Consider the following 23723-nt stretch of genomic DNA (forward strand, 5'->3'; position numbering starts at 1 on the left):
TGGTGTTAATCCTGATTGAGTATGTCGATGTAGGCGCTGTAGGCAAACACCCGATTACGTTTCTGGCCAGTGAGTTCATGTACCAGGCCGGGCTCGGGCTGCGAGAGCAAATCCATTACCTTGCCGGCCGTCGCAGCGGTCATTCCGCCGTGCTTCACCAGGGTGCTGATGTTGGCGATGGGGTATTGAAACAGCACCTCCAGTACCTGCCGCGCGGATGGCGCCATGCGCCCGAGATTGCCTATGTGCGAACGATGTGCGTCACGCAGGGCATTAAGTTGTTGAGCGGTGTTGACGGCCTGGGTGGCTGTTGCGCTGACGGCGTCAACAAAAAACAGCAGCCAGCTCTCCCAGTCGCCGGTAAGACGAACTTGTTGCAGTTTGTCGTAGTAGGACTGACGGTGTTTCTTGAAGAAGACCGACAGGTACAGCAGTGGCTGACTGAGTACGCCAGCGCTTACCAGAATCAGCGGTATAAGGAGGCGGCCAAGACGACCGTTACCATCCATGAACGGGTGGATGGTTTCAAACTGCACATGGGCCAACGCCGCTTTGATCAGCGGGTCTGTGGCTTCGGGGACGTCATTGAGGAAACGCTCGAGTGCTGCCCAGCAGTTGGCCAGTTCGTTGGCGGGCGTTGGCACAAAGGTGGCTTCGTCCGCCCTGTGGCCGCCAATCCAGACCTGGTTCTGGCGGAAGCTGCCGGGGGCTTTGCTGACACCACGGCCGGAGGTCATGAGTGCGCGGTGCAGCTCGGTTAGCAAGCGGTAACTGATCGGGTGGCCTTCACGGATACGCTGCACGCCAAGCTCAAGGGCACTGACGTAACAGGAAACCTCTTGTACGTCATCCATAGGGACGCCCGGCAGACCATCCATTTCGTACAGCATCAGGTCACTCAGGGAGGATTGGGTACCCTCGATCTGGGACGACATGACCGCTTCCTTGCGCACGTAACTGTAAAGAAATAGGCGTGCATCTGGCAGGAGCGTGCTTATGGCGTCCAGCCGGCCGAGGGTCAGCATGGCCTGGTTGATGCGTCCGGCCAGTTTGTTGTCTAGCTGCAACGGCGGTTGCGGTGGCAGCGCGGCAGGAACAAACGCCTGGCAGGCAATACCACCTGCGATACTGGGGACATACTGTCCCGTTATGCCACGATCCATGCGTGCTCCAAGTTAAATTAAGCGCCGTCGTTATTTTAACTTACGCAGATAAATAAAATAACGCCTTATCTTATTTCATCTTTGACTGCAGTCACAACGCTGACGGGTGCACCGATTTTTGTAATAGCCCTTCGAGCAGCCCACGTTGATGGCGGGCGTTCGGGTTGTGTCGAATCAACACGAGAACATCGACACGTGTTGCGCTGATGTCGATGGGTTAAACATCCACGGAGTCACTGCAATTACCGAAGTAGCGCTTTCTTAAGGAAGCACTGATTAATGCGTTTGTGGCCGCATCAAGCAGGATTCAGCCCGCACTCGGCCACATGGCCTCGTTCAGTTCTTCCAGCACGGTATCGAGTTGACTGTTGAGCACCTTGTCGAGCTGCCTGGCGCCGCCGTGTTCGGCAAAGCGGTTGTTGACGAAGTCGCGGTCGATGATGACCTCATGCACCAGCTGTTTTGACAGCCGCTCCAGCCATTTGCGTTGCGCCGGCAGCCAGTTGTGGCTCTGATAGATGCGTTGCATGGCCTGGGCGACGCGCTGCTCAAAGGGCAGCAGCGGTTCGCCGATGGCGGCGCGGCGAATATGACCGATGATGCTGGCGGCGATGTCCTGGTTGGTCTGGTTGCGTACGGCGCTTTGCAGATTGGCTTCGGTGTAACCGGCGCCATCGAGCAACAGGCGTACTTCCTTGAGTTGCTCGCGGGTTAGGTCGCCGGGGCGGTTGACTACCACCGACAGCGCCGCGCTTTGGTTGAGCTGCTCGCGGATGAAGGCGTTGAAACTGTCGAGATAGTCTTCGGGCTTGCTGTGTGCGCCGTAGCTCTGGCTACGCTCGCGGATTTCGTCGTGGTGCTCGGAGAGGATCGGCTGGCGCTCGCTGCCGAGCAGCTCATTTACCTGCGCCAGTTGATTCAGCAAGCCGCTGTGCTGTCTGATGAACTGGGCGGCCTGTTTCGGACCCAGGCTGTGCAGGTGGCGGTGCAGGCTTTTCGGTTCTACCCCCCAGAGGTCCTGCAGTTCATCCAGCTTGTGTTTCAGCGGGGCGTTGGTTTCGGCCTTTTTCTCGGCTTTGCGCAACACGCGCATGACCTTCTGGCTGAGCTGGCTGAGCACGACGTCGGCCTGGCTCTCATTGGGTGCGTCGCCCGGGGCGTTCAGCACGCGTTCGAGCTGTTCGGGGTCGGTCAGCTCTGTGACCAGCTGTTCCAGTGTGATGCTCGGGTCTTTGACCAGCGGCTTCATGGTGTTGACGTCGCTCAGCGCGGCGTAGATGTCTACCGGGTCGAAGATGCGGAATACGGTCTTGCCGATCTCGTCGCAGCGGCGGGTGGCGCGGCCGATCATCTGTTCGTAGAGGATGCGTGACTTGACCCGCCGCATGAACACCAGATTGCAGATGCGCGGCACGTCGATGCCGGTGGTCAGCAGGTCAACGGTAATGGCGATGTTGGGATAGCGCTCGTTCTTGTACTGGCGGATCAGCTGCTCGACCTTGTCGCTCTGGCCGGTGATCTTGGCTACCGCCGCCTGGTTGTATTCGCCGTTGTAGAGGGCTTTGAAGGCGTCGTCCAACAGCCGCTTGACCATGTCGGCATGCAGGTCGGTGGCGCAGAAAATCAGGGTTTTCTCTTCGCCGAACGGGTCAAGCTCTTGCACCAGTTGTTCGCAGATGACGCGGTTGAAGTTCTCGTTGATGACCCGGCGGTTAAAGGCGTCGACCTCGAAGTTGAGTTCGTCTTCCAGCTCGGCACTTTCCACTTCGCCGGTCTGGGTGTTGATGGCGCTGACCTGTTCGCCCTTGGCGAAGTTGATGCCGTTTTCGCTGAGCAGGGTCTGGTAGCGGATGGGCGGCTCGTGGTCGATCAGCCAGTCATCGGCGACGGCTTCGCGGTAGGAGTAGGTGTAAACCGGTTTGCCGAAAATGTCGCTGGTGTGTTTGGCCGGCGTGGCGGTCAGGGCGATCTTCACGGCGTCGAAGTAGTCGAGCACCCGGCGGTAACTGGACAGGTACTGACTGGCGTCGCGGGTGGCGATTTCCCCTTCGGTCATTTCCTGATCGAGGGTGTAGCCGCGGTGGGCTTCGTCGATGATGATGCAGTCGAACTGGTCAATCGGCGGCGGGTTATCGCTCATGAAGATGCGCTTGACCATCGCCTGCACGGCCGCGACCTGAATGCGGGTTTCGGCGTCGGCGGCCATGTCGCCCAGTTCGGCGACGTTGTAAATCTGCGACAGGGTGCTGCTTTGCTCCAGCGGCGCATCGTGAAAGGCGTCGATGGCCTGTTGTCCGAGCGAGGTGCGGTCCACCAGAAACAGGATGCGTTTGAAACGCTCGGCTTTCAAAAAGCGGTACATCAGACCAATGATGGTGCGGGTTTTGCCGGTGCCGGTGGCCATGGCCAGCAGGGCGGCGCGGATGTCTTTGGCCAGGGCGGTCTCAACCGCAACGATCGCCTGCTGCTGGTAGTTGCGCAGTTTCAGGTAGCCAAAGGGTTCGGCCTGCAACCTTTGCTGGGCGTCTTCCTTGCTGCGCTTGAGCAGGTCCTGCAGGCCGGCAGGCGTATGAAATTCCTGCAGGGCGCGGCGCGTGTTGGCCGGGTGACGCACGTCGCGGAACCAGATGCCGGACTGTTCTGCCAGCTGCGGTACGAAAGGGCGGCCGTTGCAGGAGTAGACGAAGGGCACCTTGTAATGGCCGTCTGCTTCGTCTGCCCAGGCGATGGTGCGGCCTGCCTCTTCCCAGGCGCCGGTCAGTGGCGGCATCACCTCAAAGCCTTTGCTGTAGCGCTCGGCCTGGGGGATTTTGCCCGAAACGTTGGTGTTTTCCTTCTTGGCCTCAACCACCGCAATTGGCGTAAGACCGGCAAACAGAACGTAATCGGCGCGGCCTTTTTCGCCCTTGCAGCGCGTTGGCCACTCGGCGATGGCGATGTTCTTGCCCTTCTCCGGGCGGGTACCGTTCTTCCAGGTCAGCGCTTCGCTTTCGGCCTGCCAGCCGGCCTCCTGCAGCTGCTGGTCGATCAGGATGCGGGTCAGTGCTTCATCCAGCACGATGTGCTGTGTTGCTGCGTGGGTGTGGCGGTTAAGGGTCTGACGTTGCTCGGACTGGGTCTGGTCGTCCTGGGCGGCAAGCTGCGCCTGCAACGCCTTGAGTTTGGTTTCGTATTCGTGTTGCTGCTTTTGCAGCGCCTGCTCGCGTGCCGCTGCCTGCTCGACCAGCGCGCGCGATTCCTCGTCCATGGCGTGGGCGAGGGCTTCGTATTCGTTTTTCTCTTTGGCGATCAGCTCGTTCAACTGCTGGCTTGAGCCAAGGTCCAGGCTGGCTTGCTGCAGTTCGCTCTGTAACTGGCTGATTTGTGCCTGGAGCTTGCGCAGCTGCTCGCTCGGGTCGGTTGGCGGAACAAAGGGGCCGGGCTTGAACCCTGTACCAGCCTTACCGAAGGACTGGTGAAACCAGACCGCCAGCTTGCGCGCCACAATCAAGCCGCTCATGGCTTCACGGTGCTGCGTTTTGAATTGATGGGTGGCCTTGTTGCCTTCGATACGCAGGGTATGGAACAGCTCGCGCACAACAGGCTCGAGCTTCAACTCGCGATGGATGCGGTAGAGCAGGTCGGCCTGGGTGGTTTGTTCGTCAAAGGCGATGCCGGCCAGGGCGGCCAGGTGCTGGGCGAGCGCTTCACCCAACTGACGGAGCTTGATCAGGGTGGTATTCGGGTCGCTGGCAAAGGCGCGTTCAGCGGCGGCAGCCAGTTCGACCAGCAGTGGGTCGTGTTCGGCCAGAAATCCGAAGTTGCTGTTGTGATCAGGCGCGGTCATTTATCAGAAGCTCCATTTCATCCACTGCGCGGTATCAGCTGCGCTGCCCGGGACTACCTTCAAGCGTGACGACCTGGATCGCTTCTGCGGTTGAATCAGCAATCCGGCGTCGTACAGACAGGTATAGAGGATGCCACTATTTCGCCTGTGTGGCATTGCTTGTGTTTGATTTGTTGCTGTTGCAGGTGAGGGCTGCGGGCGAGGGAGGAGAGCGAACTGTCGAGGGTGGAGCGGGCGGCGGCGTGGAGCCGCCCGCGTCCTTTCCGGTTTCAGGCCCGAGGGCCCGAACTCAGAACCAGGCGTCTTGCATGTCGTAGGTCAGGCGGTTGCCGGCGCTCAGCAGGCGTGCCTGGCTGGCGATGTTGGCCAGCTCCCAATCCATGAAGTAGCGCGCGGCGTGCAGCTTGCCTTGGTAGAAGTCGGCTTCGCTGCCTTCGGCACCGGCCTCCAGCGCGCGTTCGGCAACCAGTGCCTGACGCAGCCAGATCCAGCCAACGACGACGCGACCGAACAGGTCCAGATACGCGGTGGCGTTGGCCAGACCCAGATCAACGTTGGCAGAGACCTGCGCCAGCAGCTCTGGGCTGAGTTGCTCGAGAATGCCTACCGCATCATTCAGCGCGGCGGCCAGACCGGAGCACTGCTTGGTGCTGCCGGCTTCAGCAATGCTGGCGCGAGCGGCTTCAAGGAACAGACGGTAGCCCTTGCCGCCACGCTGGCTGAGCTTGCGGCCCAGCAGGTCGAGGCCGTGGATGCCTTCGGTGCCCTCGTGGATCGGGTTCAGGCGGTTGTCGCGGTAGTACTGCTCCAGCGGGTACTCGCGGATATAACCGGAGCCGCCGAGGATCTGGATGCCCAGATCGGAGGCAATCACGCCGTACTTGGACGGGTAGGACTTGACCATCGGGATCAGCAGATCGAGCAGCTCGGCGGCGTCCTCACGCTCGGCCTCGGTCGGCGCGGTGTGCGAGTCCTCGAACAGGCTGCTGGCGTACAGGCACAGACTCAGGCTGCCTTCGGCGTAGACCTTCTGCTGCAGCAGCATGCGGCGCACATCGGCGTGCTGAACGATGCGAACTTGGGCAGACAGCGGGTCCTTGCTGCCCGGCAGGCGGCCCTGTGGGCGCTCACGGGCGTAGTCCAGTGCATGGATGTAGCTCTGATACGCCAGAACCGAGGCGCCGAGGGCAACACCGATACGCGCTTCGTTCATCATCTGGAACATGTACGACAGGCCCTTATTGGCCTCGCCGACCAGATAACCAACCGCGCCGTCCTTCTCACCAAAGCTCAGCACGGTGGAGGTGGTGTTGCGGTAGCCCATCTTGTGCAGCAGACCGGCCAGCGCGACGTCGTTGCGCGCGCCCAGGCTGCCGTCTTCGTTGACCAGTACCTTGGGTACCAGGAACAGGGAGATACCCTTGACGCCTGCCGGTGCGCCTTCGATGCGGGCCAACACCATGTGGACGATGTTGTCGGTCAGCTCGTGGTCGCCGCCGGAGATAAACATCTTCTGGCCGAACACACGGTAGCTGCCGTCTTCCGCAGGGCGGGCGGTGGTGCGAATGTCGCCCAATGCAGAGCCTTGGCCCGGCTCGGTCAGCGCCATGGTGCCGCTGTAGCGGCCGTCCAGCATCGGCGGCAGGAAGCGCTCGCGCAGCTCATCGCTGGCGAAGCTCTTAACCAGGTTGGCAGAACCGATGGTCAGGAACGAGTAGCCGGAGGTAGAGATGTTGGCTGCGCTGAAGTAGGCAACGCAGGTGCGCAGGATGACTTCCGGCAGCTGCAGACCGCCGTCCTCGGCATCGTGGTGGGCCGCATGGAAGCCGGCCTCGGCCAAAGCATCCCAGGCGGCCTTGGTTTCCGGAATCAGGGTGACTTTCTCGCCGTCGAAGGTCGGCTCGTTGGCGTCGCCTTTCTGGTTGTGCGGGGCGAGGAACTCGGCCGCGATACCGCGGGCGGTTTCCAGCGTAGCATCAAACACGGCGCGGTCGTGCTCGGCATAGCGCGGGCGCTGCAGCAGCGCTTCGGTGTCGAGCATTTCGTAGAGCTGGAAGTTCAGCTCGCGTTCGTTCAGCAACTTGTCGGTCATGGTGGCCTCGTCGGCAGGGTGAAACACAGGCAGACGTTGTAACAAGCCACGCCAGTCATTGCGTCAAACCGCGGGTGGAATTAAAGGTTGAATTCTGGGTGGAGAAGGGTGGAGGTTCAGTCGATCAGTTTGAGCGCGCGGGCGATCTGTATGGCCTGCTGGCGCTCGCCGGCACCCAGCTTGCGGAACAGGTTGTTGATGTGGGTCTTGACCGTACTGAGGCTGACACACAGGCCATCGGCGATCTGTTGATTGCCTTGACCGCGGGCGATGCGGCGCAACACGTCCTGCTCGCGGCGTGTTAGTGGTTCGATCAAGGTCTGTTGCGGGTCGCTCTCGCCAAGCAGTGTTTGCAGTGGGTGGAGTAACTGATTATTGGTCGGCAACTCGGGCAAGCCCTGTTGGCGACGGAAGGCGGGGGACAGCAGCGGTCGAATGTCGTCGGCCAGATCCTTGCCTTCGTATTGCAGCAGTTGACCAAAGCGATGCGCCAGACTCAGCTGCAGCGCCTGTTCAAGGCTACGGAGCTGGTCTGTGCGCTGACGACTGCTGCGATATAGCTGGGCTTGCAGCAGATGGACCTGCAGAGCCAGCAGTCGATTGCCCTGGACGCTGGCCTGAGCTAGTAACCGCTCTACCAGCGCATGCGCCTCGGCAACCTGGCCCTGATGGCCAAGCACCCAGCCGCGCGCCAGTCGCTCCTCGTTGTGCACTGCTTCGCCGTAGCGCTGCTCGCACCAGTCCCACTCGCCGAGCCATTGGTTGATGGCTGCTTCATCCTGCTGACGCACCGCGAGGCGCACACGCCAGGCACCGGCCAGGCGGTAGATGCCATACAGACGATACTGCCAGGCTAGCCGGCGCGATTCGTCCCACAACTTGATAGCTTGCTCGGGTTGGCCCCAGGCATCGTACAGGCAGGCCTGGTGGTGCAGTACCCAAGGCAGGGCGGCGCTATGAACGACCTCCAGTGCCGCGGCTTCCGCCTGCGCGAGTTGCTGGCGTGCTGCCTCGAACTTGCCCCGTTGAATCTGCACCAGCGCCTGACCGACGTTGAGGAACAGATCGTAAAAGGTGTTGGAGTTCGCGGCCGGGTCATGTTGCAGCACACTGGTCAGCCGCTGGTCGGCACGCTGGGTGTCGCCGCGGGCCAGATCGACCTGGGTCAGCAGCAGGTGCAAATTGTGGGTGTACCCGCGAAATGCGAACTGGGTCAGCTGGGTCAGCGCGTCATGGGCGGCCTGCTCGGCGGAATCGAGTTCACCCAGCGCCAGCAGGCAACTGGCGCGGTTGTAGAGCAGCACAGCGCTGGCGGCGGTGCGCTGCGGCCAGTGGCGCATGCTGCTGTCGGTCAGACGCAGGCCGTGGCGGTAGTTGCCACCGAGCACGGCCATGCGGCTGCGCAGAAACGCAATGGTCTGGAACAGCCGCTCGGGCCGATCAGTCGGTACCTGCGCCTCGCGCACCAGCCGTTGCAGGAGCAGCAGACAGTGGCGGGCGCGTTCGATGTCGTTGGTAGCGATCACGGTGCTGGCCTCGGTAATGGCCAGCGTCAGGTGGTCGGTATCGCGGTCGGGCAGGTCCATCAGGAAGTCGACAATGGAGTCGACCTTGCCCTCGCGCAGCAGATCAAAACTGTGTTGTTCAACCTCGGCCAGCAGGCGGTTGTAGTCGCCGCCGCGGCCGAGTTGGTAGACCGCCTCGCCGTAACAGCGGTGCTGCAGCAGCCAGTCAGCGGCCTGCAGATGCAGTTCGCGCAGCTTCTGTGGGTCGCGGCGCTGCAAGCGGCGATGACAGGCGCTGCGCAGGGCCGGGTGATAGCGGTGGGTCAACAGCTCATCCGGACTGGTCTGAATGAACAGGTCGTGACGTCTGAGCCAGCGCAGCGTGCGCTCGGCCTGCTCGTCGCCGCTCAGCAGTGTTGCCAGCTCCGGGTTGAATGCGCTGACCACTGAGGTCTGCAAGAGAAAGTGCTGCAGCTTGGGCGGCAGCCCTTGCTGCAGCGACTCGCCGAGGTAATCGCCGATGTAGTCGCTGGCGTCGGCGTTATCGATCCGCGCGGCCAGTGCCAGCAGCACGCCACTGATCCAGCCTTCGCTGCTAGTGCGCAGCTGATAGATGCTGTCGTTATCCAGCTGAACGCCACGCTTGCTCGCCAGCTGTGCGATCTGGCTGCTATCGAGAGATAAGTCACCGGTGCCGATGACCTGCAACTGCTGGTCACGGCGCAGATGCGCGAGTTCCAGCTCGGGCATCCCTTCGCTGGCTGCGATGATCCGCAGCAGCGGGGCGGCAAAGGCAATCAGCTCGCTGACCAGCTTGCGCGCGCGGGGCGAGCGCAGTAGGTGGATATCGTCCAGAAACAGGGTAAAAGGCTGGCTGCGGCTTTCCAGTGCATTGAGCAGCGCGGCACTGAGTGATGGTTCGTCCGTGTCGTCGAGCAGGCTCGGCAGTTGCAGCGCGGCAGCGAGGTGCTGCAGCAGTACCGCTGGCTGGTTATCGTCACTGCAGCAGCGTAACCAGCCCCAATCGCTATCGAGCCGCGCCGCGCAGCTGGCCATCAGGGTCGATTTGCCATAACCGAGCGGGCTGGTCAGCAGCGTCAGGCGGCAGCGGGTATCGACCAGCTGTTGCAAAAGCGACTCGCGCTCGAGCCTGGCCTCAGGTAACGGCGGCGGGCGCAGGCGCGCGCGGCTGAGCAGCCCTTGGGCTGGCCGCATGCTACCGTCTGCATGCCGGAGTTCTGTCATGGCCCCGTCCGTTACTGAGATACGAAGCGGTCATTATACGGGCAGAGGGTTTGGCGCATAGTGCAGTAGTGGCTTACTACCCATCGTTGAGCGCTGCTGCGCGCCGGCGTTACAGGCCCGCATCGCGAGCCTGTGTACCTGAGAGACTGCTATTCAGGCAGGTCTTCGGAAGGATCTTGGTCCAGAATCTCAGCCACCGGGTTGAACTCCTCGGCGAATATCTGCCAGAAGGCGATAAACAATGCAGCGATCAGCGGGCCGATGACGAAGCCGTTGATGCCGAATATGGCGAAGCCGCCGAGGGTGGAGAGCAACACCAGATAATCCGGCAGCTTGGTATCGCGGCCCACCAGCAGCGGGCGCAGCACGTTGTCTACCAGACCGATCACCAAGGCACCAAAGGCGATCAGAATGATGCCCTGGGTCCAGTGTCCGATTGCCAGCAGATAGATCGCAACCGGCCCCCAGATCAGACTGGCACCAACCACCGGGATCAGCGACAGCATCATCATTACAACCCCCCAAAGCAGCGCCCCAGGGATGCCCAGCGCCCAGAAAATCAGGCCGCCCAAGGCGCCTTGGACCGCAGCCACAACCAGGTTGCCCTTGACTGTAGCGCGGGTCACCTCAGCGAACTTGCCGAACAGTTGGTATTCGCGCTCATCACCCAGCGGCAGGGCGCGAACCAGCATGCGTACCAGTTCGGGGCCATCGCGCAGCAGGAAGAAGGCGAGATAGAGCATTAATGCCAGGCTGGCAAAAAAGCTTAACGTGCCCTGGCCGAGTTGGAATGCGTTCTGAGCAAGGAAGCGACTGGAGGTAACAGCTGCGCTGGTGGCGAGGGTCTTGAGGCGATCCAGATCGATATTCAGGCGTTGGAATGCACTTTCGGCCATTGGAAAGCTCGTGCGCAGCTTATCCATGATTGCGGCCGGGTCGAGTTTCCCGGTCTGCACCCGTTCATACAAGGCGTGGCCTTCCTGAACAAATGAGGTGATGACGAATACGGCGGGGAAAACGCAAAGCGCCATGCAGACAGTCAGTGTTGCCAGCGCTGCAATGTTCTCGTGTCCGCCCCAGCGCTTGGAAAGGCGCACATGCAGCGGATGGAACAGCAACGCCACTACACAGGCCCAAAACACGGCCCCGAAGAAGGGTTTCAACAAGTAAAGAAACAGCACGGTCACAACGACCAGCATCAACAGAAAGGATCTTGTCTCGAGTTTCGCCTGCATTGGCTCGGGCTCCTGCCATGGAAAACCTGATTGGAGCAGAAAACCCTGACATTTACATCCACCCAATCAACACTGAGTGACGTAAACGTACGGAGTTGGGGACTGCGTCGCCGTGTCGGCAGCACGGGTTGTTACCGGGCTCTCGCCGGGCCGGACGCTGGCGGTGGGGCGTCAGTCGTTGACTGCCTGAGTTATTGCTTATCTTGTGTTTTTTTATTTTGGATTCAAATTTAAATCAAAAGGTTATCTTGTATATCTAGAGTTGATCTAGATTCCTTTTGCAATGGCGTGAGTGCCTGGCTGTCAATCGCCCACCAGCGTGGCAGCAAATCGCGCACGGCGCGCTGGCCGAAACGGTCGTCGAGCAAATAGACCACGCCCTGGTCCTCTGTTGTACGAATCACCCGCCCGGCGGCCTGCACTACTTTCTGCAAGCCGGGGTACAGATAGGCGTATTCGTAGCCGCTGCCCGCGCCACCCTCGAACATCACTTCCAGGCGTTCGCGCATTTCTTCGTTGACCGGGTTGATCTGCGGCAGCCCGAGGGTGGCGATAAACGCGCCGATCAAGCGGCGGCCCGGCAGGTCGATGCCTTCGCCGAAAGCACCGCCCAGCACGGCAAAGCCGATGCCTTGACTGTGCTCATGGAAGCGGGCGAGGAAGGCGCTGCGCTCGCCCTCATTCATGCTGCGTGACTGGGACCAGACCGGGATAGCCGGAAACAAGCGCTGGAAGCGTTCAAGCACCTGCTCGAGGTAGGCGTAGCTGCTGAAGAACGCCAGATAGTTACCGGGCTGGCGGGCAAACTGCTCGGCCATCAATTCGCTGATGGGTTGCAGGCTGGCGCTGCGGTGCTGGTAGCGGGTCGACAGGTTGCGAATCACCGACACGCTGAGCTGATCGGCATGGAATGGCGACTCTACCTCAAGCCACTGGCTGTCTTCCGGCAAACCTAGCAGGTCCCGGTAGTAATGGGCGGGGCTCAGGGTCGCGGAAAACAGCGTGGTGCTGTGCGCGGTGGTGAAGCGCTGCTGCAAAAAGGGCGCGGGCACCATGTTGCGCAGACACAGGGTCGACAGGGTACGACGGCCGCTGGCGCCCGCATGGCGGGTAATATCGAACAGCGAATGCGGGCCATAGGCCTCGGCCAGGCGGCAGAACAGCATGGCGTCGAAGTAGAACAGGATCAGTGCATTGGAATTGCCGTCGGGCTGGTCGGTCAGGTGCTCGGTGATGGCGCTGACGGCCTTTTGCAGGCTGAGAATGAACAGATCGGCAATTGCCGGGTAGATCTGGTATTCCTCGGTCTGGTCACGGTGTAGCGCGTTCCAATGGCGGGCAACCCGATCCAGCGGCGCCTTGAGCGCTGCAGGGGCTTGCTTGCGCAAGGTGTTGAACACGCCCTGATCCAGTTCGGCGGTATACATGCCGCGGGCACGGTCGATCAGGTTGTGTGCTTCGTCGACCAGCACGGTGACGCGCCAGTCGTTGAGCACGGTCAGGCCGTAGAGCAGGGCGCTCATGTCGAAGTAGTAGTTGTAGTCGCCAACCACCAGATCGCTCCAGCGGCACAGTTCCTGGCTCAGGTAGTAGGGGCAGATGCTGTGCTTCAGTGCGATGCGGCGCACGGCGGCCTGATCCAGCCACTGCTCGGCAACGGCCTCGGCGCGGGCGGCCGGCAGACGATCGTAGAAACCTTCGGCCAATGGGCAGGACTCACCATGGCAAGCCTTGTCCGGATACTCGCAGGCCTTGTCCCGGGCGATATGCTCCAGCACCCGCAGCGATAGCGGCGTCTCGCAGTGCGTGCGCAGGCTCTGCAGGGCATCCAGCGCGAGTTGGCGGCCCGGTGTCTTGGCGGTCAGGAAGAACAGGCGGTCGACCTGCTGCTCGGGCATGGCCTTGAGCTGCGGAAACAGAGTGCCGAGGGTTTTACCGATGCCGGTGGTCGCCTGGGTCATCAGCGTTTTGCCGTCGCGCGCCGCGCGGTAGACCGCCTTGGCCAGCTGGCGCTGGCCGGTGCGGAAACTCGGGTAAGGGAAGGTCAACTGCTGCAGCTGCTGATCGCGGGCGCCGCGGTGATGGGTTTCCTGCCGCGCCCAGGCGATGAAGCGGTCGCACTGGCGAGCAAAGAACTGACGCAGCTCATCGGCGCTGTAGGTTTCGCGGAAGCTGGTTTCCTTCTGGGTCACGACGTTGAAGTAGACCACCGCAAGGTCGATCTCTTCGAGCTGCAGCTCGGCGCATAACAGCCAGCCGTAGACCTTGGCCTGCGCCCAGTGCAGTACCCGATGGTTGTCGGGGATGCGGCTGATGTCGCCGCGGTGGGTTTTGATCTCTTCGAGCAGATTCTGCTCCGGGTCATAGCCATCGGCGCGGCCGACCACCGCAAGCCCCGGATAGCTGCCGGCCAGCGTCAGCTCGCTGAGATAGCCCGCGCCACGGCGCGACACCACGGTCTGGTGTCCGGCGATCCCTTCCTGTGCGGTTGGCGCGGGGGTAAAGCGCAGATCCAGATCACCCTGCTTGGCGGTGAACTCGCACAATGCACGTACGGCGACCTGATAGTTCACGGCGTGCTCTCCCAGCTCACGTACACCACCTCGACCGGCATGCCGTGCTCGGCGCAAAACGCCAGCCAACGGCGCTGGTTGTCCTGCAGGCGATCACCCGGACCTTTGACTTCGACCATGCAGTAGCGCTGCTCTGCAGGCCAGAACTGGATCAGATCGGGCATGCCGGCGCGGTTGGCACGAATATCCTTGAGCATTCGCTCAAACCCCAGTCGCAGATGCGTGGCCGGTATGCAGTGCAGCGCCAGTTCCAGCAGCGGCTCATCAAGCAGTCCCCAGAACACGAAAGGCGACTGCAAACCGTATTTGCTGTGCCAGTTCGCGCGAATGCAGTCGCGATAGCTGCCGTCCTCGAGCCGCCCCATTGCAGCGGCAAACAGTGCCGCCCGCCGGTTAGCGAATTCGCTGTCATGCAGGTCGGCTGGCGCGCTCTGAAACGGGTGAAAAAAGGCGCCGGGCAGGGGCGCAAAAACAGCTTCCCAGCAGAGCAGGCCGAACAGGCTGCTGATTAGCCCGTTCTCGACGTAGAACACCGGCGCATCCGGCTTTGTCAGGTACGTCGCGACGGCCTGCTCGACACCCTGCGGGTCTGGGCCGGGCAAGACTAGATTGGTGGTTGTGGTCTCGGGCTCCGGTGCGGTTGGCGGAACCGGCTGCTTCAACTTGCGCCCCAGCCGCCGCAGCGCGCGCTCGACCAGTTGCTGCTCGGCCGCACTGTGCGGGGCCCGGTAGGCAGTGCACGCCAGCGCATAGGCCTGCTCATTCTGCTCAAGGCGCTCGTGCAGACGGATTGCCCGTTGTCGCGCCTCGCTGTGCTGACACTGCAGGTACAGCGCCAATGCGGTGTCGAGTTGCTGATTACGCTCCAACTGCTGACCCAACTGAAAGCGCAGACGCTGGTGGCGGCGTTCGATCCAGGGGTTTGCGGTAGTGAAGTCAGCGAGCTGATCAATCACCTCAACCGGGTCGATTCCGGCCTCCAGCAGCTCCCGGCAGCGGCCAAGACGGATGTAGTCGTCAACATCGCTTTGCTGGTGAAAACTGCGGGAGGCTGCCGAGAAGGTCACTTGCTCGTACTGCTGGATGCCGAGTTCAGCGAGAACAAACTCGCTCCAGTCCTGCGAGAGGTTGCCGAAGAACAGCAGCCGCAGTCGCTCGCACAAGGGGCTGATACGCACACTGAACAGGGTGTCGTCGGGAATGCCGGGCCATTCGTGCCAGGGCCGTGGCGTGTGATCGTCGCCAAGCAACTGCTCGATCAGCGCCTGCTTGCCGAGCTTTGCGGCTTGCTCGATACCCAGCTCCAGCGACGCCAGTTCGGCCTTGAGCAGCAGTCGGGCGAGGGCGTTGATGTCGAGCGGTGCGTCGGTGACCAGCCAGCTCTGATCGAGCAGGGGCTGTGCAGCCTGTTGCAGCTCGCCGATCTCGGCATAACGCAGGCGACTGGCACGAAAGTGGTCGCCCTTGCGCATGATCAGCCGTACCAGCAGCGCCCGCGAAGGATGCGGCAGGGTGTTAAATGTTTGCAGGAATTCGCGCTCCTGCGCACTTAGCAGGTCGTCATAGCGCGCACCCACCCACTCCAGAACGAACTCGAAGTTGCGCAGGTAATAGAAGTCGGTAGCGAGCAGTTCAGGCATGGGGGAATGATACTGGTTGAATGTCCAGCATTGTGCGCATCTGACTGGTCGAATTCAAGCATTGCAGACCAGCGGAGTTCAGTGTCTGAATGATGCAACATAGTGTTCAGCAGAGGATGCTTGCCGCTCAGTCACTGACCTCATACCGTGATGATCAGCACAACAACAAAAACAGGACAGTCCGATGTCACAGATGCATGGGTTTCAACCGGGTATGAGCCGCCGACTTCAGGCAGCAGAGCAAGAAGTCCCCAGTCTTCCACCGCCTGAAAGTGTGCGCTACGAGTTGCTGGGCTTTATGGACGGGTTTCCGCCGGCGCCGGAGAAACAGGTGACCCGTGGCAACTATCTGGTTGAGTACCCGAAGTTGCGTTGGGCATTCCAGCACATGCGTGAGCTGATTCCGTCCCGTCAGGTACGTCGCGGCAGCGGTGCTGCCTCTGAGTTGCCTCGTGGCACCGATCTGACCGCTGAGATCGATGCGCTGAGCATCACATTGAACGACGGCAGCCAGATCGACTTCAGCGAATTTCTGTCGCGCAGCTACGCCGACGCCTGCGTGATTCTGCACCGTGGCAAGGTGATCTACGAGCACTATCCCAACCAGCCTGATCCGCTCAGCCCCCATATGCTCTGGTCGGTGACCAAGTCCTTCACCGGGCTGGTGGCCGCGATGCTGATTGCTGAAGGCGTGCTTGATCCAAAAGCGCAGGTGACCGATCTCATTCCTGAACTGGCGCCGTCTGGTTGGCGCGGGGCGAACGTCCAGCAGGTTCTGGATATGACCGCCGACGTGAAGTATTCCGAGGTGTATGCCGACGGTACGTCGGATGTGAAGTATTACGGCCTCTCTGCGGGCATCACTGAGTCGCCACAATGGACTGGTCCAACCCGTCTCTACGACTATCTGCCAACGATTGGCGCTGCGCGTGAGCATGGCCGTTATTTTGCTTACCGCACCGTGCACACCGAAGTACTGGGTTGGCTGGTGCGGCGCGCCAGCGGCAAGGATGTAGCGACCCATATCGGCGAGCGCATCTGGAGCAAGCTGGGGGCAGAAGAGGATGCGCTGTTGCTGCTGGATCCCACCGGCACCGAATGGGCCGGAGCTGGGCTGAACGCCACGCTGCGTGACCTCGCGCGCTTTGGCGAGATGATGCGCAACGGCGGGGCGTGGAACGGTCAGCAGATCATTCCGGCGGCGATCATCGACGACCTGCGCAACGGCGCAGATAAGGACGCCTTTGCTGACTTTGGCCGTAGGGGGATGGAAGGCTATTCCTACCATAACCAGTGGTGGATCAGTCACAACGCTGACGGGGTTTACGAAGCCATGGGCGTGCATGGCCAATTGATTCACATAAACCCTGCTGCGGAGCTGACGGTGGTGCGGACAGCGTCGCACCCCATCGCAAGCAATGAGTTCACTTATGAAATGACCAGCGCGGCGTTAGCTGCCTTGGCGTCTTATTTGTGCTCCTGATGATGCATTGCGGGGCGGTTTTTGCCGCCCCTGTCAGCAGATGACAAGATGCGGTCGGCTACTTTGGGCTATCTATATCAATGAGATGAGAACTGTTTATAAATAAATAGTTGGAAATGACTGGCCCTTTGATATTCATGTTCTATTCTGGGTTTTGAAGGGACGCCCAAGGGTCATAACAGAACCGTTCATCCGTTTCTGAACGATGCGTCTTCAGCGTTGACGCGTATGGCCGACCAGATGCAAAAGCGCCCGTGATTCTCATGGTGCAGACGCTGGAACAGGAAACGCTGCATGAGTACACATAGACAGGTTGGTTTTCAGGTACCCGTTTTGCTGGCTGGTTTGGCAGCTCTAATATGCGGATGGTTGATTCTGATGGTCGCACCTGCTTGGGCCGCGATGCTCGCCGTAGCGGGTGTTTCGACCGGCCTCAGCATGCTACTACTCAGCCGAAATACACCAAAAGCAATAGAGCCAGACTGGCAAAAGCCCAAGGTTCAGCGTGAGCTGCGCACGCTGAACGAGCTTGGAAGGTTGCAGCAACCCGAGCTGGATCTCTACAGCCAGCACCTTCAGGACATGACGGCGCTGATCAATGATGGCGTCGGTCTTCTCAGACAAGCCTTTACCGATATTCATGAGCTGTTGGCCGCACAACAGAGCGCTGTGCGCAAAATGCTGCCTAGCGCAGGTTCTGAAAACGCCTTCTCTAGCTTGGATAGCTTCGCTGAGCACACCACCCAAACCCTCGATACGGTGATTCGTAACGCCGCAGGCGTAGGCGAGGATCTATCTGAGCTGGTCAGTAAGGTGACCGAGATTGCCGATCAGATGCCGGATCTGATGAAGGCTGTGAACGAGATTGATCAGATTGCCGGTCAGACCAATCTGCTTGCGCTTAATGCGGCGATTGAAGCAGCCAGGGCTGGCGAGCACGGCCGCGGGTTCGCCGTGGTAGCCGACGAAGTGCGCAACCTATCACGTCGATCTACGCTGTTCAGTGATGAGATCAAAACCAAACTTGGCAGTATCGAAAGCGCTGTTACCCACCTCAGCAAGCATATGGGCGATATCGCCACTCAGGACATGGACTGGCTGACCCACTCGCGCCAGCAGGCGGAGCAATCCATCTCCGAGCTCCAGGAAATGGCTGAGCGCGATCATGCGCTGACGAAAGAGATCGATAGTCTGGCGCTGCAGCTGATAGACGCGTCAGAGCGCGCGACGCGCGGCTTGCAGTTCGAAGACATTACTACGCAGACGGCTGGATACGTGATCAGTCGCATGACCCTGATGCAGCAGATCGCGTCGGCGTTGACCAGATTAGAAGGAGAGGCTCTGGCGACAGAGCTGGAACGTATTGGCGCAGAACTGGCGTCATTCCGATCCAGCCCGGTCAGCCAAAGCTCAATGGCCAGTGGAGAGGTAGAGCTGTTCTAGCACCAATCTTGCGACCTTATCGGTTATAGACGTTGGGAGATCAAGTGGTATGGGAAAGCACATTCTGGTTGTCGATGACTCTGCGTCGATTCGACAGATGGTTGAGCATACGCTCAAGACAGCGGGTTACGAGGTGACGGTTGCCAACGACGGCCAAGCCGCGTTGGATCTCTGCGAACGAGGCCGCTATGACTGTGTTCTGACCGATCAGAACATGCCGCGCATGGATGGATTGACGCTGATCCGCAAGCTGAGGGGCATGGGGGCCTACAGTCGGACGCCGATTCTGGTACTCACCACCGAGGCCAGTGATGACATGAAGAATCAGGGCAAGGCGGCCGGCGCAACCGGCTGGATGGTTAAGCCCTTTGACCCGGCCAAGCTGCTGGCGGTCGCATCCAAGGTTCTGCCCTGAACCTTAGCCCCGTCTGCGGAGGTCATCATGAGTGTTGAACTGAATCAGTTTCACTCGGTGTTTTTCGAAGAGAGTCAGGAGCACATCGACACGATGGAGCGCCTGCTCATGTCCATGTCGATCGACAATCCGGACCCGGAAGACCTCAATTGCATCTTTCGCGCTGCGCACTCGATCAAGGGGGCCAGCGGGATCTTCGGCTTCGACGCGCTTGGTCAGATCACCCATATCATGGAGAACCTGCTGGATCAGGTGCGTAAGGGGCAGCGGCCGATAAGCAATGATCTGGTCGACCAGTTCCTTGGCGTGATCGATTGCCTGCGCCAGGTGCTGGACAGCTATCGCAACGAGCAGGATATCGACTGGCCGGAGGTGGAGCGTACCACCAGTCTGCTTGAGGCCCTGCTGGGCACGCCGGTTGCTTCTGAGGCTGAAGACGAAGGCTTCGGTTTCTTCGATGAGCCGGTGGCCGCTGCGGATGAAGACGAAGGCTTTGGCTTTTTCGATGAGCCGACAACGGCTCAACAGCAACCGGAGGACGAGGGCTGGGGGCTGTTTGATACGGCCGAATCGGCCAAGACGGATGCAGGCACAGCGGCCAAGGCTGTAAGCAAGGACGCCAGTGCGGCAAAGAAACCAGCAGCCAGTAGTGAGGCCGCCACCATCAGGGTCGACGTGGAAAAGGTCGATTCGCTGATCAACCTGGTTGGGGAGCTGGTCATCACCCAATCCATGCTCAAGGTTCTGGGTGACGACGTAGGGGGGAGCAACACCCGCCTGAGTTCGGTGCTAGCCGAGTTGGAGCGTCATACCCGCGAGATTCAGGAGTCGGTCATGTCGATACGCATGATGCCAGTCTCCTTTGTCTTCAACCGCTTTCCACGTGTCGTGCGCGATCTGGCGCGCAAGCTCGACAAGCAGGTTGAGCTGGTGCTGGAAGGTGAGCACACCGAACTCGACAAGGGTTTGATCGAGAAACTGGTTGATCCGCTGACGCATCTGGTGCGCAACAGCATCGACCACGGTATTGAGCGCCCCGATGTACGCAAGGACCTTGGCAAGTCGGAAACCGGCACTATCACCATCAGCGCAGCCCAGCGCGGCGGCACTATTCAGATCTGCATTGATGACGACGGTGCCGGATTAAATCGTGAACGTATCCTCGGCAAGGCGCGCGAGAATGGCCTCAACGTCAGCGACGATATGGCTGACGCAGATGTCTGGGATCTGATCTTCCAGCCTGGGTTCTCAACTGCGGAAGTGGTTACCGACGTTTCCGGTCGCGGCGTCGGCATGGACGTGGTGCGTCGCAATATTCAGCAGTTGGGTGGCCGGGTAAATATCGCCAGCCGCGCGCTGCAGGGCTCGACTATTACCATCACGCTGCCCCTGACGCTCGCCATCGTTGACGGTATGGGCGTCATGGTCGGCGACCAGACCTTCATCATCCCGTTGGTCAGCATCATCGAGTCGATGCGGCCCTATCCCGAGAATATCGAACAGCTCGCTGGCAGCGCTTTGCTGCATGTGCGCGATCAGTTCTGGCCGGTTCTGCCGCTGTATCAGGTCATGGACGCAGCGCCGCGTTATACCTCACCGGCAGACGGCATTGTGGTCCTGATCGAGACCAGCAAGCGTCGTTACGGGTTGCTGGTGGATGAGCTGGTTGGCCAGCAACAGGTGGTCATCAAGAGTCTTGAACAGCATTACAAACGTGTTCCCGGCGCCGCCGGGGCCACCATCATGGGTGATGGCAGCGTGGCGTTGATTCTGGACGTTGAATCGCTGGCAGACGTGGTACCGATACTGGACGAGGAGATCGCATGAGCGGGCAGAAAGATCCGGCCGCTGGCAGTGCTGAGCATGACGGGCCAGCCAGCGAATTTCTCACCTTCGTGCTGGGTGAAGAGCATTACGCCATCGACATCATGGCGGTAAAGGAAATCCGCGGTTATGAGTCGGTCACCAAGATCGCCAAGGCACCGCCTTACATCAAGGGAGTAATCAATCTACGTGGCGACATCGTGCCAATCGTCGATCTGCGCCTCAAGTTTGATGTCGGCGAGGCCACCTATAACGAGTTCACCATTGTGATCGTGTTGCAAATCAACGAGCGCATGGTCGGCATCGTGGTTGACAGTGTCTCGGATGTGATTGCCCTCACCGAGTCGCAGCGTCGGCCGCCGCCCGAGTTTGGTGTTGCCTTTGACAGCCGCTTTCTGATGGGGCTAGCGAAGGTTCAGGATCAAATGGTCATTCTGGTCAACATTGAAGCACTGGTGACCAGTAGCGAGCTGGGGCTGGTCGATGCGGCCCTGAAGAAGATGGATTCATGAAGCTGCTTTTGCGTCTGCCATAACCAACGAAAAGAAAGGGAAGCCCGGGCCGTATGCCCGGAACGCCTGGCGTCTGTGAGGAGAGTTACATGCAACAGTTACCATCGTTTCGCATTGTTATGCTGTCAGCGGTGCTGCCCTGTGCAGTGACAGCCATCGCCGCATTACTGGCGCTGGCGGGCGTCGGCGGGCCATCCGCGCTGACCGCCTGGCTGGTGATCGCCATGGTCGGTTCGCTGGTTGGCGTAGCCGTTGGGCTCGGCGGACTGAGCAGTATCCGCATGAAGTTAGGTGCGGAACCTCGTGAGCTACGCGGCCTGATCTGTCAGATTCTGCAATTGGTGCAGTCCAGGGCCGAAGACTCGGACAGTGTTCTGACGTTGCTCAACCGCCTGCAGGAGAACGCCAGTGCACGCGTCGAGCGCGACTTGTTCAACACCCGGATTCGTCAGGCGGTAGACAACGCCAATACCAACATCATGATTGCTGATGGCGAGCGCAACGTGGTGTACATGAACGATGCTGTACTGCAGATGCTGCGCGATGCCGAAGGCGAAATCCGCAAAGACCTGCCAGGCTTTTCAGCCGAAACGGTACTGGGCGGCAGTATTGACCGCTTCCACAAGAATCCTGCCCATCAGATGGGGATGCTCAGTAGTCTGAAAGGCACCCATCGGGCGCAGATCAGCCTGGGCTCCAGCACGTTTGGGTTGATCGCGAACCCGATCTTCGGTGAAAACGGGGAGCGGCTGGGTACGGTAGTTGAATGGAAGGATCGCACCAAGGAGCTGGAGGCGGAAAACCTCGCGATCTTTAACACCCGCATCCGCCAGGCAACCGACAGCGCCAACACCAACATTATGATCGCTGACGCTGATCGCAATGTGGTGTACATGAACGAAGCGGTATTTCAGATGCTGCGCGACGCCGAGAGCGAGATTCGCAAGGACCTGCCCAATTTCTCGGCCGAAACAGTGCTGGGCGGCAGTATCGACCGCTTCCACAAGAACCCGGCACATCAAATGGGCATGCTCAGCAGCCTGAAGGGGACCCATCGCGCCCAGATCAAGTTGGGGCAGCATACCTTCGGCCTGATTGCCAATCCGATTTTCAGCGAATCCGGCGAGCGTCTGGGCACCGTGGTCGAGTGGAAGGATCGCACCAAGGAGCTGGAAGCCGAGAACTTGGCGATCTTCAATACCCGCATTCGCCAGGCTATCGATAATTCCAGCAACAACATCATGATCGCTGACGAGAACCGCGACGTCGTCTACATGAACCGGGCAGTAGAAGAGATGCTGCGGCACTCTGAAGCGCAGATCAAACGTGATTTGCCCAGCTTTGCGGTAGACAAGGTGCTCGGCGGTAGCATTGATCGCTTCCACAAGAATCCGGCCCACCAGATGAACATGCTCAGCAGTTTGCAGGGCACCCATCGTGCCCAGATCGTGCTGGGCGACAGTACCTTCGGGCTGATCGCTAATCCAGTGTTTGCGCCGGATGGCACCAGGCTTGGAACGGTGGTCGAGTGGCTTGATCGAACCGAGGAGCTGAAAGCGTCGGATGCGGTAACCAGCCTGGTTACGGCTGCAGGTGCGGGTAACTTCACTCAGCGCATCTCCGTTGACGGCAAGCAGGGCTTCTTCCTGGAGCTGGCAAACGGTCTGAACCAGCTAATGGAAACCTCGGACAAGGGGCTGAAAGACATCGCCCGTGTGCTTGGCGCAATTGCCGAGGGCAACCTGACCGAGAAAGTAAGCGCTGAATACGAAGGTACATTCCTTGAATTGAAGAACTTCTGCAATAGCACCACCGATAACCTGTCCGCCATGATCGGCGAAATTCGCGGTGCGTCAGGCACCATCATGACGGCTTCGAGTGAGATCGCTCAGGGTAATGCGGACCTGTCCAGCCGCACCGAACAGCAGGCCTCCAGCCTGGAAGAAACCGCGTCCAGCATTGAGCAACTGACCTCGACCGTCAGAACCAACACCGACAACGCCAAGCAGGCAAACGTGCTGGCCGAGCAGGCGACCGATATTGCGACCGAAGGCGGTGACCTGATTCGTCAGGTAGTAACCACCATGGAGTCGATCAACGAGTCGGCTCGCAAGATCAGCGACATCATCGGCGTAATCGATGGCATCGCCTTCCAGACCAACATCCTTGCCCTTAACGCTGCGGTAGAGGCTGCGCGCGCCGGGGAGCAAGGTCGTGGCTTTGCGGTGGTGGCCACTGAGGTGCGTACTCTGGCGCAGCGTTCGGCTGAAGCTGCCAAGGACATCAAGCAACTGATCTCCGACTCGGTGTCCAAGATTGAAGGTGGCAACACTCTGGTCAACAAGTCGGGCGAAACCATGACCGAAATCGTGACTGCGATTAAGCGGGTCAACGACATCATGGCGGAGATCGCGGCTGCGTCCGTTGAACAGGCCAGCGGTATTGAAGAGGTGAACACTGCCGTCGGCCAGATGGACGAAATGACACAGCAAAACGCGGCCTTGGTTGAGCAGGCCGCGGCCGCAGCGGAAAGCCTGCGTTCGCAAACCGAAGGCCTGCAGCGTCAGGTCAGCGCATTCAAATTGGACGAGAACGAAGAGCCGATGAAGGCCGCACCTGCACCAGTGCGTAAGGAGGCTCCCGCGGCCAAACCGGCAAAAGGGCCGGAGCGTAAGGCAGACAGCAAATCAGCCAAGCCGAAGCCCGGACGCAAGATCGATGCTCCGGATCATGACGACGACGGTGATTGGGAGTCCTTCTGACAGGG

13 protein-coding genes are annotated in these 23723 nt (G+C 60.2%); 6 read left to right on the forward strand and 7 right to left on the reverse strand.

Going from position 1 to position 23723, the window contains the following annotated elements; translation table 11 throughout:
- Positions 1 to 5 precede the first annotated feature (5 nt).
- The 7 genes from AAFM31_RS02575 to AAFM31_RS02605 all read right to left on the reverse strand — a co-directional run bounded on the left by AAFM31_RS02575 (position 6) and on the right by AAFM31_RS02605 (position 15279).
- Positions 6 to 1163: a Fic family protein gene (locus tag AAFM31_RS02575; protein ID WP_341706323.1), complete on the reverse strand. Its 1158-nt coding sequence runs from the start codon at positions 1161 to 1163 to the stop codon at positions 6 to 8.
- 307 nt (positions 1164 to 1470) lie between these two features.
- Positions 1471 to 4989: a type I restriction-modification system endonuclease gene (gene hsdR / locus AAFM31_RS02580; RefSeq protein ID WP_341706325.1), complete on the reverse strand. Its 3519-nt coding sequence runs from the start codon at positions 4987 to 4989 to the stop codon at positions 1471 to 1473.
- Between the two features lie 289 nt (positions 4990 to 5278).
- The gene (locus AAFM31_RS02585) at positions 5279 to 7081 is read right to left on the reverse strand and encodes an acyl-CoA dehydrogenase (RefSeq protein WP_341706326.1); all 1803 of its coding nucleotides are present in this window, start codon (positions 7079 to 7081) and stop codon (positions 5279 to 5281) included.
- 116 nt (positions 7082 to 7197) lie between these two features.
- Positions 7198 to 9831, reverse strand: coding sequence for a LuxR C-terminal-related transcriptional regulator (locus AAFM31_RS02590; RefSeq protein ID WP_341706327.1), 2634 nt, complete (start codon positions 9829 to 9831; stop codon positions 7198 to 7200).
- A gap of 149 nt (positions 9832 to 9980) precedes the next feature.
- On the reverse strand, positions 9981 to 11066 hold the full coding sequence (locus AAFM31_RS02595; protein WP_341706328.1) for an AI-2E family transporter: 1086 nt from the start codon (positions 11064 to 11066) through the stop codon (positions 9981 to 9983).
- Positions 11067 to 11296: 230 nt separating this feature from the next.
- Positions 11297 to 13639 (reverse strand): ATP-dependent DNA helicase, encoded by a 2343-nt coding sequence (locus tag AAFM31_RS02600; RefSeq protein ID WP_341706329.1) that lies wholly within the window; start codon positions 13637 to 13639, stop codon positions 11297 to 11299.
- Positions 13636 to 15279 carry a VRR-NUC domain-containing protein gene (locus AAFM31_RS02605; RefSeq protein ID WP_341706331.1) on the reverse strand — a complete coding sequence of 548 codons (1644 nt, stop codon included), beginning with the start codon at positions 15277 to 15279 and terminating at the stop codon, positions 13636 to 13638. Before AAFM31_RS02605 ends, AAFM31_RS02600 begins: the two co-directional genes overlap by 4 nt.
- A 184-nt stretch (positions 15280 to 15463) precedes the next feature.
- Between AAFM31_RS02605 and AAFM31_RS02610 the strand changes: the two genes are divergently transcribed.
- The 6 genes from AAFM31_RS02610 (at position 15464) to AAFM31_RS02635 (ending at position 23718) form a co-directional block, all read left to right on the forward strand.
- Entirely contained in the window at positions 15464 to 16762 is a 1299-nt protein-coding gene (locus tag AAFM31_RS02610; protein ID WP_341706332.1) for a serine hydrolase, read from the forward strand.
- A gap of 294 nt (positions 16763 to 17056) precedes the next feature.
- Positions 17057 to 18205, forward strand: a complete 1149-nt coding sequence (locus tag AAFM31_RS02615; RefSeq protein WP_341706334.1) for a methyl-accepting chemotaxis protein — start codon at positions 17057 to 17059, stop codon at positions 18203 to 18205.
- Positions 18206 to 18254: 49 nt separating this feature from the next.
- The gene (locus AAFM31_RS02620) at positions 18255 to 18620 is read left to right on the forward strand and encodes a response regulator (protein WP_341706335.1); all 366 of its coding nucleotides are present in this window, start codon (positions 18255 to 18257) and stop codon (positions 18618 to 18620) included.
- A 27-nt stretch (positions 18621 to 18647) separates the two neighbouring features.
- A complete protein-coding gene (locus tag AAFM31_RS02625; RefSeq protein WP_341706336.1) occupies positions 18648 to 20447 on the forward strand; it encodes a chemotaxis protein CheW in 1800 nt (599 codons plus the stop codon).
- Complete coding sequence (locus tag AAFM31_RS02630; RefSeq protein WP_341706337.1) at positions 20444 to 20956, forward strand: chemotaxis protein CheW; 513 nt, start codon at positions 20444 to 20446, stop codon at positions 20954 to 20956. Before AAFM31_RS02625 ends, AAFM31_RS02630 begins: the two co-directional genes overlap by 4 nt.
- An 89-nt stretch (positions 20957 to 21045) precedes the next feature.
- The gene (locus AAFM31_RS02635; RefSeq protein WP_341706338.1) at positions 21046 to 23718 is read left to right on the forward strand and encodes a methyl-accepting chemotaxis protein; all 2673 of its coding nucleotides are present in this window, start codon (positions 21046 to 21048) and stop codon (positions 23716 to 23718) included.
- Positions 23719 to 23723 lie beyond the last annotated feature (5 nt).

The organism is Halopseudomonas sp. (assembly GCF_038130085.1).
Lineage (GTDB): Bacteria > Pseudomonadota > Gammaproteobacteria > Pseudomonadales > Pseudomonadaceae > Halopseudomonas.

Excerpts from the sequence above, each read along its gene's own strand:
- AAFM31_RS02615 (WP_341706334.1), top strand. The coding sequence starts at position 17,057 with ATGAGTACACATAGACAGGTTGGTTTTCAGGTACCCGTTTTGCTGGCT.
- AAFM31_RS02620 (WP_341706335.1), top strand. The coding sequence starts at position 18,255 with ATGGGAAAGCACATTCTGGTTGTCGATGACTCTGCGTCGATTCGACAG.
- hsdR (WP_341706325.1), bottom strand. The coding sequence starts at position 4,989 with ATGACCGCGCCTGATCACAACAGCAACTTCGGATTTCTGGCCGAACAC.
- AAFM31_RS02575 (WP_341706323.1), bottom strand. The coding sequence starts at position 1,163 with ATGGATCGTGGCATAACGGGACAGTATGTCCCCAGTATCGCAGGTGGT.
- AAFM31_RS02610 (WP_341706332.1), top strand. The coding sequence starts at position 15,464 with ATGTCACAGATGCATGGGTTTCAACCGGGTATGAGCCGCCGACTTCAG.
- AAFM31_RS02595 (WP_341706328.1), bottom strand. The coding sequence starts at position 11,066 with ATGCAGGCGAAACTCGAGACAAGATCCTTTCTGTTGATGCTGGTCGTT.
- AAFM31_RS02625 (WP_341706336.1), top strand. The coding sequence starts at position 18,648 with ATGAGTGTTGAACTGAATCAGTTTCACTCGGTGTTTTTCGAAGAGAGT.
- AAFM31_RS02605 (WP_341706331.1), bottom strand. The coding sequence starts at position 15,279 with ATGCCTGAACTGCTCGCTACCGACTTCTATTACCTGCGCAACTTCGAG.
- AAFM31_RS02590 (WP_341706327.1), bottom strand. The coding sequence starts at position 9,831 with ATGACAGAACTCCGGCATGCAGACGGTAGCATGCGGCCAGCCCAAGGG.
- AAFM31_RS02635 (WP_341706338.1), top strand. The coding sequence starts at position 21,046 with ATGCAACAGTTACCATCGTTTCGCATTGTTATGCTGTCAGCGGTGCTG.
- AAFM31_RS02585 (WP_341706326.1), bottom strand. The coding sequence starts at position 7,081 with ATGACCGACAAGTTGCTGAACGAACGCGAGCTGAACTTCCAGCTCTAC.
- AAFM31_RS02630 (WP_341706337.1), top strand. The coding sequence starts at position 20,444 with ATGAGCGGGCAGAAAGATCCGGCCGCTGGCAGTGCTGAGCATGACGGG.